This window comes from Longimicrobium sp. (assembly GCF_048594345.1).
Classification (GTDB): domain Bacteria; phylum Gemmatimonadota; class Gemmatimonadetes; order Longimicrobiales; family Longimicrobiaceae; genus Longimicrobium.
The window spans coordinates 42,884-56,472 of record NZ_JBMDXM010000026.1; the positions used below are offsets into that span (position 1 = coordinate 42,884).

11 protein-coding genes are annotated in these 13,589 nt (G+C 69.6%); 6 read left to right on the plus strand and 5 right to left on the minus strand.

All coding sequences use genetic code 11. The annotated features are described in order from the left end of the window. Positions 1-48: 48 nt before the first annotated feature. The 3 genes from ACOJUJ_RS02800 to ACOJUJ_RS02810 all read right to left on the minus strand — a co-directional run bounded on the left by ACOJUJ_RS02800 (position 49) and on the right by ACOJUJ_RS02810 (position 2,172). Positions 49-489, minus strand: a complete 441-nt coding sequence (locus tag ACOJUJ_RS02800) for a hypothetical protein (protein WP_420125317.1) — start codon at positions 487-489, stop codon at positions 49-51. Between the two features lie 271 nt (positions 490-760). Beyond that, positions 761-1,063: a hypothetical protein gene (locus tag ACOJUJ_RS02805; RefSeq protein ID WP_420125318.1), complete on the minus strand. Its 303-nt coding sequence runs from the start codon at positions 1,061-1,063 to the stop codon at positions 761-763. Between the two features lie 209 nt (positions 1,064-1,272). Then, positions 1,273-2,172 (minus strand): diacylglycerol/lipid kinase family protein, encoded by a 900-nt coding sequence (locus ACOJUJ_RS02810; RefSeq protein WP_420125319.1) that lies wholly within the window; start codon positions 2,170-2,172, stop codon positions 1,273-1,275. 465 nt (positions 2,173-2,637) lie between these two features. Between ACOJUJ_RS02810 and ACOJUJ_RS02815 the strand changes: the two genes are divergently transcribed. From ACOJUJ_RS02815 to ACOJUJ_RS02840, 6 genes are all read left to right on the plus strand, one after another. Further along, positions 2,638-3,513, plus strand: a complete 876-nt coding sequence (locus ACOJUJ_RS02815) for a DMT family transporter (RefSeq protein ID WP_420125320.1) — start codon at positions 2,638-2,640, stop codon at positions 3,511-3,513. Positions 3,514-3,909: 396 nt separating this feature from the next. Then, positions 3,910-4,491, plus strand: coding sequence for a hypothetical protein (locus tag ACOJUJ_RS02820; protein ID WP_420125321.1), 582 nt, complete (start codon positions 3,910-3,912; stop codon positions 4,489-4,491). A 289-nt stretch (positions 4,492-4,780) separates the two neighbouring features. Continuing rightward, entirely contained in the window at positions 4,781-5,542 is a 762-nt protein-coding gene (locus tag ACOJUJ_RS02825) for a glucose 1-dehydrogenase (protein WP_420125322.1), read from the plus strand. Between the two features lie 35 nt (positions 5,543-5,577). Continuing rightward, complete coding sequence (locus ACOJUJ_RS02830) at positions 5,578-6,777, plus strand: acyl-CoA dehydrogenase family protein (RefSeq protein WP_420125323.1); 1,200 nt, start codon at positions 5,578-5,580, stop codon at positions 6,775-6,777. 345 nt (positions 6,778-7,122) lie between these two features. Further along, positions 7,123-8,178 carry a phosphotransferase family protein gene (locus tag ACOJUJ_RS02835; protein ID WP_420125324.1) on the plus strand — a complete coding sequence of 352 codons (1,056 nt, stop codon included), beginning with the start codon at positions 7,123-7,125 and terminating at the stop codon, positions 8,176-8,178. Further along, positions 8,175-8,576: a PaaI family thioesterase gene (locus ACOJUJ_RS02840; protein WP_420125325.1), complete on the plus strand. Its 402-nt coding sequence runs from the start codon at positions 8,175-8,177 to the stop codon at positions 8,574-8,576. Before ACOJUJ_RS02835 ends, ACOJUJ_RS02840 begins: the two co-directional genes overlap by 4 nt. 208 nt (positions 8,577-8,784) lie before the next feature. Here the strand turns inward: ACOJUJ_RS02840 and ACOJUJ_RS02845 are convergent, their stop codons facing one another. Both ACOJUJ_RS02845 and ACOJUJ_RS02850 read right to left on the minus strand, forming a co-directional pair. Then, entirely contained in the window at positions 8,785-10,152 is a 1,368-nt protein-coding gene (locus ACOJUJ_RS02845) for an HD domain-containing phosphohydrolase (protein ID WP_420125326.1), read from the minus strand. A gap of 470 nt (positions 10,153-10,622) precedes the next feature. After that, entirely contained in the window at positions 10,623-13,505 is a 2,883-nt protein-coding gene (locus ACOJUJ_RS02850; RefSeq protein WP_420125327.1) for a TonB-dependent receptor domain-containing protein, read from the minus strand. Between the last annotated feature and the right edge of the window lie 84 nt (positions 13,506-13,589).

A 13,589-nucleotide genomic window follows, 5' to 3' on the forward strand; every position in this document is an offset into this window, starting at 1 on the left:
CGCTTTTATCTGCAGCCATGCGCGTCATGCGCGGGGTGCGTCCGTCCTTCAGGGCTCAATCTCGATGAAAGAGGCGTGCGTGGCATCCAGCGTCGCGCCGCCGCCGGAGGACGGATAGGCGATGATCAGGTAGCGCGTGCCGGCGGTGGTCTGGAAGTCCTGGTTCGCTTCGCCGGTGCCGGTGTCGGTGTCCTCGAAGGTGCCGGAGGTAAGGGCGCTAAAGCCGCCCGAACTGCTGCGGATCTCGACCGTCACCTCGCCGCCGTCCGTCGAAACCGCGCGCGCGGTGTACAGCGCCGGCGTGCCCGCCACGCGCTTGCGCACGCTGACGATGGCCGCGCGGTGGCTGGCGCCGCCGGACAGGCTGGCCGCCTCGGGCGCCCGGGCCTCGCCGGAGTCCTTGCTGCGCGCGGTGTTCTGGTTCGAAGCCGTGGCGCTGTCGCAGGCGGCAAGGGCCACGAGCGCCATCAGTGTGATCATCTTTCGCATGGTAAGGCTCCTTGTGAGTGGGGTCTGGGGGGACCAGAGGCGGGACGGATTTCCCGCCGCGAACTCCGCCACGGGCTTTCCGCGGCGGGCCAATCAAACGCGAAAGCGTCTCACCTCACCACTGTCTCACTTTCGCACTCTCGTACTTTCGTACTTCGAACTATCGCACCCGCGTCAGCGCGCCGGATGCCGTGGCGTCGTTGCCATCCTGGCGCCAGCCGTAGCGCAGCCTGCCGTCGCCTTCGGGTGTGAGGGTGATGATCCCAGGTCTTCACATGCGCCGTAGGTGATGTCTTCCTGCATCTGCAGCGCACCGTCGCGCACGCCGCGGAACAGCAGCACGCCGCCGCACTGCAGCGAGGGATGAGATCGTCCCCACCTGCTCCACCGGCCCGCCCACGATGATGGCCTCGATGGTCCACTCGCCAGGCTGGTCGGTCTGCGAGCCCACGCCGTTCCACGTGCCGATGAACTGCGCCGGCACCCCGCCCGCGCCGCCGCCCATTCCCGCCGCGCACCCCGCCACCGCCAGCGCCGCACCGGCCACCCCCACCATCCGCCGCATCTTCGTCATTGTCCCTGAATTGCAGGTTGTTGAGCCACGAACTCCATGCGCCGCACCGGAAAAGTGCGCGTCAAGAGCTACCGGAACACCGTCTGGATGAAGAGATACGAACCGGAATGCGGCGCCGCGTCAGGAAAGACTGCCAGTGGTCCGCTGCTACAGTAGAAGATACGAACGGAAGGATTTCCGTCCAAGAAAACCTTAGTTTACCCGTCGGGTCAGGCCAGTACGCGCAGCCGGCCGGGGTGGATTTCGATGTTCAGCTCGCGCGCGTCGTCGGCGATGATCTCGCCGTCGGCGTGCACGGGGAGCGGGTCGGGGCTGGTCACGCGCACACGGGTGGCGCGGTGCATGTGCACGCAGGCGGCGCCGGTGTGCGTGCCCCGCATCACCCGCGGCAGAAAGCTCAGGATTCCCAGCGTGCCCAGCCCGTCGCAGGTGCACACGTCCAGCACCCCGTCGTCGATGCTTGCGTCCGGGCAGATCCAGAAGCCGCCGCCGTGCCGTCCTCCGTTGCCGATGGTCACCAGCGTCATCGGCCCCTCCGCCACCCGCTCGCCGTCGAGCTCCACCGTCATGCGCGGCGGGCGAAAGGCGCGCAGTACCCCGAACAGCGCGTGCAGGTACATCGCCATGCCGCGAAAGCGGCGGCGGCGGTCCACCTCGATCGCCACGCGCGCGTCCAGCCCAATCCCCACGCCGTTGCTGAACCACTCGTCGCCCACGCGGCCCACGTCCACCGCGCGCGGCTGCGCCTGCGTCATCCGCCGCACCGCCCACTCGGGATCTTTCGCGACGCCCGCCAGCAGCGCAAAGTCGTTCCCGCTCCCCACGCCGATGATCCCCAGCGGCACCGAGGGCCCACCGTTCGCCGCGCGCATCAGCCCGTTCACCACCTCGTGCACCGTGCCGTCGCCACCCACCGCGACCACCGCCGGCCATCCGTCGCGCGCGGCGGCCTCCGCCAACTCCGCCGCGTGCCCGCGCCGCGCCGTCTCTGCGACGGTGACGGCTGCGCCAGCCTTCGCCATCTCGCGCTCGACAACGGCCCGCACGCGCGCGGCGGCTCCGCGCCCCGCGGTGGGGTTCAGGATCACGTAGAAACGGTCGATGGGCATGGGGCGCGGCGGGAGGGGGTGGGCGGGGGGGACGGAGCAGGATTGCGACGGGCGAGCCCCCGCGCAAGCATCGCGTGCGTTCCGCGGAGCCGGGGCGCAGGTTCGGCGACGAATGAAGCTCAGATGGGGCCGGACCGAACAACGTGCGCCCGTCTCCCCAGGGCGACGTAAGCCATTGTGGTCTGATCAGGTGACGTGCCGTCCGCCCCCAGGAGCGAATGAATTCGCCGCTGGAAAATCGCGAAGTCCGCCTGCGCGGACTGTAGCCGCGAGGCCGAGGCGTCAAGGCCGGCCTCCGCCGATCAGACGATAGGTTCCTCAGCCGGCGCCAACGCATCGTGCATGGGCAGAGATCGCCAACGCCTCCTACGGAACGACAATCGCGGAGGCGCGACACGGCTCCGATCCGCGGAAGCATTCACCCGTTCACCCGTTCACCCGTTCACCCCCTCACCCGTTCACCTATTGGGCTACCCCTACGTCGCCATCGCCGCCGCGCTCTGGGGCCTGCTGGGCCCGGTGACCCGCGTTGCGCTGGGCGAGGGCGTGGGCGCCGTGGAGGTGGCGTTCTGGCGCGGGCTGCTGGCCGCGGGGATCTTCGCCGTGCACGCGGTGGCCATCCGCCAAGTACGCATCGATCGGCGTGACCTGCCCAGCGTAGTGGCGTTCGGCGTCGTGGGCGTCGCCGGGCTGCTGGCGTGCTACTCGCGCGCGGTGGAGGAAGGCGGGGCCGCGCTGGCGTCCATCCTTCTGTATACGGCGCCGGTGTGGGTGGCGCTGCTCTCCGCGCTCTTCATGGGCGAGCGGCTTACCCGGCGCACGCTGGTGGCGCTGGGCGTGGCCACGCTGGGTGTGGCGGGGATCGCGTTCTCCAGCGGCGGCGGCGCCGTGCGGCTCTCGCCCGCGGCGTTGGGGTGGGGGCTCGCGTCGGCGTTCGCGTACGCACTGTACTACCTGTTCGGAAAGCGCTACTTCGATCGATATCCCACCGCTACGCTGTTCGTGTACGCCCTTCCCATCGGCGCGCTGGCCATGTTGCCGCTGGTGGACTTTCGCCCCAAGAACGGGACGGCGTGGGGCGCCATCGCCTTTGTCGCGGTGGTGCCTACGTACCTGGCGTACGTCTTCTACAGCGCCGGGCTGCGGCGCGTGCAGGCCACCCGCGCCGCGACCGTGGCGACAGTGGAGCCCGTGGTCGCCACCTTCGCCGCCTACCTGATGTGGAACGAGCGCCTGAGCCCCGCTGGCTACGCCTTTGCCGCCGTCGTCCTGATCGGCGTGCTGATGATGGTCAGCGGCGACACGAAGCGTCCCGTCCACGACGAGCCGCCGCACGGATAAGCACCACGGCGGAACGGGAGCAGGCGGATCGCGGGGATCGACGACATCCATCAAACTGCGCGAGAGGTATTTCGATCCACCTTCGCAAGGGGTCCGCGCTGGTCAGAAAAGCGTTGTTTGGCAGACCGAACCAGCTGGTGGCGCTCCGAACTTCTGCGCGACGTTTATACCCTCTCCCGCTTGCGGGAGAGGGTGCGAGCCTGAGCGAGCGGGTGAGGGTCCTCTGCTACGGATGCAGGCGCGGCATTTGCAAACCGATCCGCAGTGGCAGGATGAGCAAGCCTGCGACACGCGCCTCCCGATTTCACGCGGGAGGCGCGCGTTCGGCCTGCTCGCCCGCTGAACCTGGGCGCCCGGGCGCGCCCGAAACCGAGGATCGGAACCGCAAGAGGAGCAGTGAGAAACGCAGTGAAGAAGACGTGGATTCTGCCGGCGGCGCTGGCCGGCGCGCTGACGATTGGCGTGGGCGCGGCCGACGCGCAGGTGTTCACCCCCAGCTACCAGGCGCCGGTGGTGATGAACGACCTGGGTATCTACCTGAGCGACGGCCCGGGCGACATGGCGCTGGAGGGGATCTACCGCAGCGGTCCCATGGGCCTGCGTATCGGCTTCGTGGACGCGGTGGATGACCTGCTGTCGCTGGGCGGCGAGGTGCGGGTGCCGCTGGAGTCGGCGCCGATCGACGTGGCGTTCACCGCGGCCGCGCAGGGGCTCATCGGCGACTTCGACGCCATCGGCGTGCAGGGCGGCCTGTCCATCGGCGAGCGGTTCGTGAACCCGGGCGTGGCGCTCACGCCGTACATCCACCCGCGCATCGCCCTGATCGACGGTATTGCGACAGATGATGACTTCGAGGCCGAGCTTCTGGGCGACCTTGGCCTGGACGCGGAGTTTTCCTCCAACCTGATCCTGCGCCTGAGCATCGGTCTGAGCGACAACACCCCGGACGTCGGCATCGGCCTCGCCTGGCGCCGGTAACCTGCGCATCGCGCATCGTTGAAGCACGAACGACCCCGGCCGGAGCATCGGCCGGGGTCGTCCGCATCACATCCCTGTCGAGGAAGCATGCAAACCAGGCGCGTTGCAGCCAGCAGCATGCGATTGTACTATGCCGAACGATGTTCGGCGGCTATCCTGATCCCCGCCGTGATTGTGATAATGAGTTCTCCCCTCTCCGTGAGGAACGAACGGGGAGGGGCCGGGGGAGGGGCACCCCGGCGGACGCAGTGCGTTGCCGTTCGGAACCGCCACCAACCTGGATCAGACCATGAGCAGCGAGTTCAACGGAAAAGTCGCGCTGGTGACGGGCGGCGGATCGGGGATCGGGCGCGAGGCCGCCCTCCTCCTCGCGCGGCGCGGCGCCAGCGTGATGGTGGTGGACCGCGACGAGGCCGGGGCCGCGGAGGCCGCCGCGGCGATCGCGGCCGCGGGCGGGCAGGCGGCGTCCATGTGCGTCGACGTCTCGCGGGCGGACGACACGCGCGCCATGGTGGAAGCGACCGTCGAGCGCTTCGGGCGGCTGGACTTTGCGGTGAACAGCGCGGGCGTGGGCGGCACGCGGGCGCGGACGGCGGACTATCCGCAGGACGTGTGGGAGATGACCATCGCCGTCAACCTTACCGGCGTTTGGCTGTCGATGAAGCACGAGATCCCCGCGATACTGGCGGGCGGCGGCGGATCCATCGTCAACATCGCCTCCGTGGCGGGCGTACTGGGCTTTCCGCACTACTCCGCGTACAGCGCCAGCAAGCACGCCGTCATCGGCCTTACCCGCACCGCCGCGCTGGAGTACGCCCGCGCCGGCATCCGCGTGAACGCCGTGTGCCCCGCGTTCACCCGCACGCCCATGGTCGACGCCCTCACCGGCGGCAGTGCCGAGCACGAGCAGAAGCTGGCCGACGCCCTCCCCATCGGCCGCCTGGGCACCGTCGCCGAGGTGGCGGAGAGCATCGCCTACCTGTGCTCCGAGGGCGCCCGCTTCACCAACGGCCACTCGCTGGTCCTGGACGGCGGCCTTTCCATCGGCTGATCTTCATCCTCCACCTCTTCCACACCCGATCCTCCATGCCCGGCACGCCGCTCGACCGCATCCTGCACCAGATCCGCACCTTCGTCCGCGATGAGCTCATTCCGCTGGAGGATGGGCTGCGCGCAGGCGGCTTTGCGGACCTGGTGCCCGCGCTGGAGGAAAAGCGGCGCCGCGTAAAGGAACTGGGGCTGTGGGCGCCGTTCCTCCCCGAGGCGCTGGGCGGGCTGGGGATGTCGCTCACGGAGTACGCGCGGGTGAGCGAAGAGCTGGGGTGGTCGATGCTGGGGCATTACAGCTTCAACTGCCAGGCCCCCGACGTAGGCAACATGGAACTGCTGATGCACCACGGCTCCGACGATCAGCGGGCGCGCTGGCTGGGGCCGCTGGCGTCGGGCCAGATCCGCAGCTGCTTTTCGATGACGGAGCCGGAGCACGCGGGATCCAATCCCATCCACCTGGGCACCACGGCCGTACGAGACGGCGACGAGTACGTCATCAACGGCCACAAGTGGTTCACGTCGTCCGCCGAAGGCTCCGCGTTCGCCATCGTGATGGCGGTCACCAACCCCGATGCCAGGCGGCCGCACGAGCGCGCCAGCCAGATCATCGTCCCCACCGACACGCCCGGTTTTCGCCTGGTGCGCAACATCTCCATCATGGGCGAGGCGGGCGAGGGGTACTTCAGCCACGCGGAGGTGACGTACGAGGAGTGCCGCGTGCCGGTGGCAAACCTGATCGGAGCGGAGGGGAGCGGGTTTCGGCTGGCGCAGGAGCGGCTGGGGCCGGGGCGCATTCACCACTGCATGCGGTGGATCGGGATCGCCGAGCGCGCGTTCGACCTCATGTGCCGCCGCGCCGCCGAGCGCGAGCTTGCGCCGGGCGAGCCGCTGGGGAGCAAGCAGGCCGTGCAGCACTGGATCGCCGAGAGCCGCGCCGAGATCCACGCGTCGCGGCTGATGGTGCTTGACGCGGCGGAGCGCATCGACCGCGAGGGCGCCCCCGCCGCGCGCGTGGACATCTCGCTGATCAAGTTCTTTGTCGCCAGCGTGCTGCAGCGCGTGATCGACCGCGCCATCCAGACCCATGGCGCGCTGGGCCTGACCGACGACACGCCGCTGGCCTCCATGGCCCGCCACGAGCGCGCCGCCCGCATCTACGACGGCCCCGACGAGGTGCACAAGTCCGTCGTCGCGCGGGAGATTCTGCGCGGCTACGGGGTCAGCGTGGCGATCTGACGGAAGTGCGTGAGTGCGTGAGTGCGTGAGTGCGTGATTGCGGGGTTGGGGGAGGAGGAAGGTTGTGTGCGCTTCGGCAAGCGGCGGCGCCGGGGCGGTTGAAACCGCGGCTGGAACGTCACGAAGTCCGCCGTCGCGGACTGTAGCCGAGGGTTCGTGCCGCCGATGGTCGTTTCACGGAGCAGTAGCCACGCCGCGCCACCGCCGGAATCTCGCGTCACCCCTCTCCCGCGCAGTTTGCGGGAGAGGGGCCGGGGGTGAGGGGTCCGCGCGCAGCGCGACGCCGTAAATCCCTCCGATTGCACGAGAACGGCCGGAGCCGCCGCCTCACATCCACGGAAACCCATGAGCGACAACACCATCGCGGTGCGCGAGGGCGAGGGGTTCGACGCGGCGCGGGTGCTGGAGTATCTGCGTGGGCAGATCCCCGGCATTCCGGCGGGCGAGCCGGAAGTTCGGCAGTTCCCCACGGGCGCGTCCAACCTCACCTACCTGCTGCGCGTGGGTGGATGGAAAGCCGTGCTGCGCCGCCCGCCGCTGGGGCCGGTTCCCCCAAAGGCGCACGACATGGAGCGCGAGGGCAGGCTGCTCCAGCGCCTGAACGCCGTCTTCTCTCTCGCACCCCGGACGCTCCTCATCTGCACGGACGCGGAGGTGATCGGCGCGCCGTTTACGGTGATGGAATACCGCCCCGGCGTGGTCGTCGACGCGCGGCTGCCGAAGGGGACGGAAGCCACGCCGCAGCTGGGGCGGATGATGGCGGAGGCGGTGGTGGACACGCTGGTGGAGTTGCACCGCGTGGACTACCGGGCCGCGGGGCTGGAGGAGATGGGCCGGCCCGAGGGTTTCATGCAGCGGCAGGTGGACGGGTGGATCGGCCGCTACGAAAAAGCCGCCACGGATGAGATCGCCGAGGTGGAGCCGCTCATCCGCCGCATCCGCGACCGCGTGCCGGACACCGGCGCCGCGGCGGCCACCGTCATCCACAACGACTTCAAGCTCAACAACCTGGTCTTTGAGCCGGCGCACCTGGGACGCGTGAGCGCCGTCGTGGACTGGGAGATGGCGACGGTGGGCGATCCGCTGTTCGACCTGGCCATCTTCCTCAGCTACTGGATCGATTCCACCGATCCGCCCGCCCTGCAGGCGCTGGTGCCCAGCGTCACCAGCCTCCCCCAGTTTCCCGGCCGCGACGAGCTGCGCCAGATGTACGCGCGAAAGAGCGGGCGCGACCTGTCGGGGCTGGACTGGTACATGACCTTCTCGTACTTCAAGCTCGCCGTGATCCTGCAGCAGATCTACGCCCGCTACGTGCGCGGCCAGACTCGCGACCCGCGCTTCGCCGGCTTTGGCCACGCGGTTCGCACGCTCATCCAGCACGCGCACGGGCTGGGGCGATGAGCGAGCAGGATCTGCCGCGGCTGCGCGAGTTCTTCGAAACCTCCGTCGCCTTTCCGCGCCTCGCCGGCGTGGAGGTCGATGAGATCCAGCCTGGGAAAACGGTCTTTCACCTGGATGTTGGCGACCAGCACATGAACGGTGCTGGCGCGGTGCACGGCGGCGTGCACGCCACGCTGATGGACAGCGCGATGGCCGTGGCCCTGATCGCGCTGGGGCTGCGCGTCTCTACCACGCAGATGACCGTGAACTACCTGGGCCCGGTCACCGGCGTGCGCATCACCTGCACCGCGCAGCTGACCCATCGCACCCGCCGCACCGCCCTCGCCGAGGCCCGCATCCACGACGGCGACACTCTCGTCGCCCTCGCCACCGCCTCGTTCCACATCATCGCAGGATAAAGAATTTGCCTCACACGGAGTCAACGGAGTGAACGGAGTTTGCTCGCGGTGACTCCCCGCGCTTCGTCGTGAACATCATCCATTGTTGAATTCCTGACAAAGATTCACGCGAAGAAAACGGAGCAACGGACGAAACAACTCCGTTAACTCCGTTGACTCCGTGTGAGGCCCAGAGCCGTAAAACTCAGCCCAAAGCAGAAAACAGGACTCAGTACGAGATCCCGCCGACGCTCTGGCCGCGTTCCAGGGCCGGGTGGCCGGGGAGGGGAGGCATCTGGATCGGGCCGCCGGCGGTGTTCAGCGACAGGAACTCGGGAAGCAGGCCGCACTCCGCGTCGTAGTCATCGTCCTGGTCCACGCCGCGCGGATCGTCCAGCACCGCCAGCAGCACCTCCACTACGCGCGGGTCGAACTGGGTCCCCGCGCCCGCGATGAGCTCAGCGCGGGCGTGGGCGTCGGTGTACGCCTCCTTGTAGCTGCGCCGCGTCACCATGGCGCAATACGCGTCCACCGCCGCCACGATGCGCGCCGCCATGGGGATCTGCTCCCCGCGCAGCCCGTCGGGGTAGCCGCGTCCGTCGTACCACTCGTGGTGATGCAGGACGATGTCGGCCACCGGTCCCAGAGCGGGCACCGCCAGCAGCAGGTCGTGGCCCACGCGCACGTGGGCCCGCATCAGGTCGCGCTCCTCCGGCAGCAGGGGCCCGGGCTTGTTCAGCACCCCGTCGCTCACCGCGATCTTCCCCACGTCGTGCAGAAGCGCGGAATAGCACACAACCGCCTGCTCGTACGCCGGCAGCCCCAGCCGCTCGCCCACCAGCCGCGCGTACCGCGACGCCATCTCGCAGTGGCCGTGCGTGTACGGGTCCTTGGCCTCCACCGCGTCGGCCAGCATGCTCACCGTGGCCAGGTAGGCGTGCTGAAGCTCCTTCTCCAGCCGCCGGTTGCGCACCGCCACCGCCGCCTGGTCGCCAATGCTCAGCAGCGAGTCCGCGTCGTGCCGGTCAAACTCGCCCTCCGCCCGGTCCGCGGCGATGATCACGCCGTCCAGGTCGGCCATCAGCATCACCGGCGCCGCCATGAAGTTGCGGAACCGCTCGTCCGGCCCGGGGGCGGGGAGCTGCGGATTGGTTTCCGCCGGGTTGCAGATCATGGTGTCGCCGCCGTTCAGCACGTCGCGGCAGATGGCGGCCAGAAACGGCGACGGATTCGACGAGTCCACGTCCACCCCCACCGTGGCCCGCACGCGCAGCCGCTCGCCGGGGCGCCGCGCCGTCACGTAGACGCCGCGCGTGGCCTCGGTGATGGTGAGGCACGCCTGCAGGATGAGGTGATACACGTCGCCGGCGAACATGGCGCCGTGAATCTGGCGCAGCGAACGGTCCAGGCACTCGGCGCGCTTGCGGTTGCGCTCGGCCGCCACCCGCTGCTCCTGGAGTTCGGTGAACAGCTCGGCCTCCTGCGCGCGCCACGCCTCGCGCGCGGAACGGTACGTCCGTCCGGTGAGCTCAAGCTGCTGCAGGACCGGGTCGTCCGCCGCGCCCGCAAGTCCGCTCCCCGCCACGATCTCCGCCATCTGCCCCCTCCCCGCCGAAAGCGCTCCCGCCGCCCGCCCACCGGCCCCTCCGCATCCGCGGCTGTTACCCGGCACAGGATCAGGAATCGTACCGCGGCACAGCCAACGCACGGCGGTGGCGGCATGGGAGCGGCGGGCCCTCACCCGCGGCCTGAGAGCCGCACCCTTTCCTGCAAACAGCGCGGGAGAGGGGATACACGGCGCCGGCGGCGGTGCGCGCTTCACGGGACGTCGTGCGGGATGGAAGTACGGCGTGAAAGCTCGTCGCGGCGGGATCGAAGTTCTCCCCTCTCCGCGAGGAACGAGCGGGGAGGGGCCGGGGGAGGGGCACCGCGTCGGCGCGGATCGATGCCGGTCGTCGAGGCTGGGATCCCGGTCCTTCGCGCCTCCGAATCCACGTCCGAACGAAAGAAGGGGAGCCACCGCGGCTCCCCTTCTTTCATCCATCCGCCGTCCCGGCTACGCCCGCATCAGAAGTCGTACTTGATGCGCGCGATGAGCATGCGGCCCATGGTGGGCGAGCCGGGGAAGGGGCGGTACTCCTCGTCCAGCAGGTTGTTCACCAGCACGTTCAGCGTGGCGCCCCGCACCATCGGCAGGCGGTAGCCCAGGTTCAGGTCGAACAGCGTGTAGGCCTGCACGCAGTCTTCCTGCAGCGGGTTCTCCTCCGCGTCCGGCGCGTTCAGGCAGCGGGTGCCAATGTACACGCCCGAGTTTACCGGGAACGCGTCGTTGTACCGCATGCGCACCTCGCCAAACAGTCCGGTGTCGTCGTTGTCGTAGTCCAGTGCCAGCGTGCCCTTCCAGCGCGGCGCGTTCAGCGTCACCAGGCCGGCGTTCTCGGTGTCCCACGTGTTCTCGTTCACGAACGAGACGGAACCCGCCAGCTCCCACTCGTTGCCCAGCAGCGCCGTGGCCGAAACGTCGGTGCCCCAGAGGTCGATGTTCTCGTCCACGTTCACGTACGTCACCAGCGCCTGCGCGCTCCCCGCGTCCACGTCGGGCGACGAGATCACGCCCAGCGGCACCTGCGCCAGCCCCGGCACCAGCTGGCCAGCCAGCGCCGTGGCCTGCGCCTGCGAGTAGCCAAGGTCCGCCATGAAGCGCGGCACCAGGTACGCGCCCAGCTGCTGCGGGTTCAGCAGCACCAGCGGGGTCTGGATGGTCAGGGGCGTCACCAGCCCTTCCTTGCGCGACCACCACACGTCGGCGGCAATCAGCAGGCGGTTGGCCAGCAGCCCCTTGTAGCCCGCCTCCAGCGTGGTCGACGGCGACTCGCGGATGGGGTCGATGTCGTCCAGCGTCAGCGTGGAGAGCGGCGCCGTCTCGCGCGTGACCAGGTCCAGGTAGTTCAGCCCCACCTGCGCGTCGGTGGGGCGCAGCGACGACAGGTATCCCACCAGTTGCGCAGGCAGCGGCGTGCCGGCGGCCGCCGCCTGCTGTGCCACCACCGCGACCGCCGCGGGAAAGAAGGTGGGAGACACGCCGGCGACGGGGATCAGCTGCGAGGGTCCGCCCGCCGCGGCGGGCGTGAACGGCGAACGGATCTGGTAGCCGCCGCTCGCGTCGCGGAACGAGAAGCCGTCGTCGCCCGTCCCCTGGATGCGCAGGCTGTAGCCCAGCCGCCGCAGCCCCGCGCTTCCCGCGTCCGTCCCCGGCAGCGCCGAGCCCAGGTCAAGGAACTGGTTCAGCGAGCTGGGCGTGCTGAAGGCGCGGTTGTAGCTCACGCGCAGCGCGTGCCCCTCGCGCGGCTTGAAGACCAGCGCCGCGCGCGGCGAGAACACCGGGTCCGGCAGCGCCGAGTGCGTGTCCACGCGCCCCGCCAGCACCAGCTCCAGCCGGTCGGAGACGTCCGTCTCCGACTGCAGGTACGCACCGAACTCGTTGGTCTGGTCGTCTTCCTCGTACCACCCGTTGATGGTGCCTTCCGTCCGCGGGTTGGTGAACAGGTAGTCGGCGCCGTAGGTAAAGTTCTGCCGGTCGTTCCACATCCCGAAGCCGTGCTGCAGCTGCGCCACCATCAGCTGCGAGCGGTCCGAGATGGGCGCGCCGTTGCGCAGCAGGTAGGTGTCGCCCGCGTCGCTCATGTTCACGTAGCCCTGCACGAACAGCCGGTTCCAGGTGGCGCGCGCCTGCACGTAGCTGCTCTTCCAGTCCGTCACCTGCGACGCGCCCAGGCCGGTGAGCTCGATGCCGCTGGCCGCGTTGGTCAGGCCGCCGGACAGCACCGTGGTCAGCGTGGGCGTGGCGCGCCAGTCCAGCCGCGCCTCGCCGCCCCAGCGCGAGATGTCGAAGTCGCGGTCGCCGATGCGGCCGATGCGCTGCAGCGCCGCCGCGGAGTCGATGCCCACCGCGTTCTGCAGTTCCAGCCGCGCGGTGCGGGCGCCCGCGATCTGCTGCGCGGTGCAGCCGGCCGCGTTCAGCGCGCAGGCAAAGCGGCCGGCCTCGGCCACCTCCGACGGATCGTCGAAGCCGTACTCCGTGGCGTTCACGTACAGGCCGCTGACCTTGAAGCCCAGATTGGAGGTCAGCAGGTGCGAGGTGCGGAACTCGGCCTGCATCAGGTCCTGGCTGCCGCCGGCCAGGCTCACCGCGGTGCTCTGCTCGTCCAGCGGGCTTTTGGTGATGATGTGCAGAATGCCGTTGGCCGTGTTGGGCCCGTACAGCGCCGCGCCCGGCCCCAGCACCACCTCCATCCGCGAAACGTCTTCGCTGTTGCTGGGGATGAAGTGCAGGTAGTTCACCCGCAGGCTGGGCACGCCGGCGATGCGGTTGTCCGTAAGCGCGTGCAGCGAGCCGGAGAAGATGTTGTTGAACCCGCGCGCTACCACGTTGGTGGACTGGATGCCGGTCTGCGCCACGTCCACGCCCGGAACGTCGCGGATGTGCTCCACCAGCGTGGTCACGGGCCGGTCCTCCACGTCCTGCTGCGACACCACCTCCACGCGGGCGGGCGCCTCGGTGGCCTTTTCGGGCCGCTTGGAGGCGCTGATCACCACCGGGTCCAGCCGCACGTTGCCAAACTGAACCTGCACGTCCACCCGCGAGGTCTGCCCGGCGCGCACGGTCGCGTCGATGCGGCGCACGGGGATGTCGGTGCCGGAGATGACCACCGCGTAGCTCCCCGGCGCCAGGCCCGAGATGCTGTAGGTGCCGTTCTGGCCCGTCTGGTCGCTGCCGGCCACACGGCCGTCCGTCGCCACCGCTTCCACCCGGATGCCGGCCAGGGGGGTAGAGGTGGTCACGTCGCGGATGGTGCCGCTCACGCCGCCGGTCTGGGCCTGGGCGTGCGCCAGCGGAGCGAGCAGAAGGGCAAGCAGGTACAACAGGATGCGTCCGGCCGGGAGCCGCATGGGGTTCCTCACGGATCGGGGTGGTTGCGCGGGGCAGCGGTGCCCGCGCGGGTGCGCTGCGCGGTGAGCCTGCGGGCGGTGCCA

Bases quoted from the DNA above. Each gene is read 5' to 3' on its own strand.
- ACOJUJ_RS02805 (WP_420125318.1), bottom strand. From the start codon at position 1,063: ATGACGAAGATGCGGCGGATGGTGGGGGTGGCCGGTGCGGCGCTGGCG.
- ACOJUJ_RS02810 (WP_420125319.1), bottom strand. From the start codon at position 2,172: ATGCCCATCGACCGTTTCTACGTGATCCTGAACCCCACCGCGGGGCGC.
- ACOJUJ_RS02835 (WP_420125324.1), top strand. From the start codon at position 7,123: ATGAGCGACAACACCATCGCGGTGCGCGAGGGCGAGGGGTTCGACGCG.
- ACOJUJ_RS02800 (WP_420125317.1), bottom strand. From the start codon at position 489: ATGCGAAAGATGATCACACTGATGGCGCTCGTGGCCCTTGCCGCCTGC.
- ACOJUJ_RS02830 (WP_420125323.1), top strand. From the start codon at position 5,578: ATGCCCGGCACGCCGCTCGACCGCATCCTGCACCAGATCCGCACCTTC.
- ACOJUJ_RS02840 (WP_420125325.1), top strand. From the start codon at position 8,175: ATGAGCGAGCAGGATCTGCCGCGGCTGCGCGAGTTCTTCGAAACCTCC.
- ACOJUJ_RS02825 (WP_420125322.1), top strand. From the start codon at position 4,781: ATGAGCAGCGAGTTCAACGGAAAAGTCGCGCTGGTGACGGGCGGCGGA.
- ACOJUJ_RS02845 (WP_420125326.1), bottom strand. From the start codon at position 10,152: ATGGCGGAGATCGTGGCGGGGAGCGGACTTGCGGGCGCGGCGGACGAC.
- ACOJUJ_RS02850 (WP_420125327.1), bottom strand. From the start codon at position 13,505: ATGCGGCTCCCGGCCGGACGCATCCTGTTGTACCTGCTTGCCCTTCTG.